The organism is Shewanella sp., assembly GCF_051658185.1.
Lineage (GTDB): Bacteria > Pseudomonadota > Gammaproteobacteria > Enterobacterales > Shewanellaceae > Shewanella.
Window position 1 is genome coordinate 1 of record NZ_JBOFMC010000157.1, and the last position, 2303, is coordinate 2303.

Annotated in this window: 2 protein-coding genes; both read right to left on the minus strand. The window is 49.1% G+C overall.

From position 1 onward, the window contains the following. Window positions 1–428 precede the first annotated feature (428 nt). A complete protein-coding gene (locus ACRCZA_RS06505; protein WP_438673642.1) occupies window positions 429–917 on the minus strand; it encodes an FKBP-type peptidyl-prolyl cis-trans isomerase in 489 nt (162 codons plus the stop codon). 120 nt (window positions 918–1037) lie between these two features. Next, the gene (locus tag ACRCZA_RS06510) at window positions 1038–2213 is read right to left on the minus strand and encodes a lytic murein transglycosylase (RefSeq protein ID WP_438673643.1); all 1176 of its coding nucleotides are present in this window, start codon (window positions 2211–2213) and stop codon (window positions 1038–1040) included. Between the last annotated feature and the right edge of the window lie 90 nt (window positions 2214–2303).

The following is a 2303-nucleotide window of genomic DNA, read 5'->3' on the forward strand; positions in this document are numbered from 1 at the left end:
TGTTGGCATTTACCGATAACAATCAAGAGCTAAAACCCCATGCTACGCGCAGCCCCCCATGGCTAGCACAACATGCTGACACTGACGTATCCAATAAGCCGCTGGTGTTATCAAGCCACGGCGCCATGGCGTTGTCATCTTAGGTCCGCAATAGTGGCTGATACAGACTAGGGGGAAATCCGGCGAGAGGTTAAATCCATAGGATGCCGATTTATGGGGCTTTTAGTGGAGGTTTTTAAGATGGTTTTTAAGATGGTTTTTAAGATGGTTTTTAAGATGGTTTAGGGCAAGCTTTGGAATAAGGTTTAATGGCAAGGTGACCAGAGGACTTAAGCGCACTTAGCACTTCATATTTAGCTCTTAGCATTTCGCGCCTACAGCGTCGCGTGCTAAAGCACGCGACGCTGTAGGGTTACCCTGCCACTGACCTAGTGATGATGGCCACCGGCACCATGGGCGTGGCCATGGGCAATTTCTTCATCCGATGCGTCGCGGGCGCCGACAATCTCAATATCAAAGGTCAATTCACGGCCAGCCAGAGGATGATTAATATCCACGGTCGCCATAAATTTCCCGATTTTTACGATAGTGACTTGGCGTTGACCTTGATCCGTGTTGACTACCGCCGTCATCCCAGGTTTCCACACCGCACCGCCTAATAAATGCTTCACCGATACGCGCTGATGCGCCTCACTGTCTGCGATACGCTCACCGTAGGTTTGCTCTGCTGGCAAGGTTACCGTAAATTTGTCGCCCACGGCTTTACCGTCTATCGCGCCTTCTACACCCGGCATCATATTGTCATGCCCATGTAAATAGGCAATTGGCTCACGGCCTGCGTTAGTTTCAATCACCTCGCCTTGTTCATCACGCAGCGTGTAATTAAACTGCACCACCATATCGTCTTGAATGATCATCTATTGTCCTTTGATTTTGTGAGATCTCAATTTTCGGCGAGCTTAACAAAACGGCGCAAGACACTCCACCGTTTTATCTTGGTCCAATGAACACCCTTAAGCCCAATTTATCCGCCGAGGTTATAAAGCAATACCGAGGGCAGTAAACACCGCTTGGCTTGGAAAACCATCGGCAATCATCTGTTGACTGCGCTGAAACGCTTGGATGCCTGCAATGGAATTGCGCCCTAATACACCATCAGGTTTACCGACGGCAAAACCGGCCTCATTCAATTTGATTTGCAGTTGCTTTACTTGCTCACGACTTAAGCGCGGCTGCTCAGGTGGAGCCACTTTAAGAGGTTCTGCGCCATTAATGCGATCGGCTAAATGTCCAACACTAATGGCATAAAATTCCGAGCGATTCCAACGCATAATCACATTGAAGTTTTCATAACCTAAAAAGGCTGGGCCGGTATGGCCTGCGGGTAAATATAATGCCGCCTTCATATCCATTGAGGGTAACGCTTGTCCATTACTCTGCACCACGCCTTGAGCGGCCCAAGCCGATAACGGTAAGGCCTGTTTTGCGCCTAAATGATCGTAACTAAACTGCGCGGGGAGCAACACTTCACGTCCCCAACGTTGGTTAGCTTGCCAGCCTAAATTCTGTAAAAAATGGGCCGCCGAGGTAAGCGCATCCGCAGTGCTGTTCCACAAATCGGCTTTGCCGTCACCATCCCCATCGACGGCATATTTTGCATAGGCCGATGGCATAAATTGTGTGTGTCCCATCGCCCCAGCCCAAGAGCCGACCATAGTCTCTTTATCGAAGTTATATTTTTCTTTTAATTTAAGAGCTTGCATCAGCTCCGTGGTGAAATAACCACTGCGGCGGGGCTCACAGGCTAAAGTGGCAAGGGAGTCGAGTACCAACATTTTTCCCTTGTAGGAGCCGTAATTAGTCTCTAATCCCCAAAAAGACAAAATATATTGGGGCGGTACACCATATTGCTTAGCCAGTTTATCCAGCAATGGCCGATGTTGTGTTAATAAACGTCGCCCCTCATTCACCCGCCAGTCAGTTGCTCGTTTGTTAAAATAATTAGCAAAGGTCTGGCTAAATTCAGGTTGTTGTTGGTCCAGTTCAATCACCTTTGGCACAAATTCAAGATTGGCGATGGTGGTATTGATGGTGGTATCCGATAACCCTTCACTGCGAGCTTTGGCCTGTAAGTTTTTAAGGCAGCGAGGAAAAGCCTCTGCATGAGCTTGGATAATATCAGCCAAAGTCGGCTGACTTGCCTGCGCCTGCAGGCTAAGAGGTGGCGTCGGAGCACTCGCCGCAGAGCCTTGAGCCGTTGACGTCGGCGTGCTGGAGCAGGCACTTAAACTCACACAAGCAAC

What these genes read in the sequence shown, in the direction of transcription:
- ACRCZA_RS06505 (WP_438673642.1), bottom strand. Translation starts at nt 917, where the DNA reads ATGATCATTCAAGACGATATGGTGGTGCAGTTTAATTACACGCTGCGT.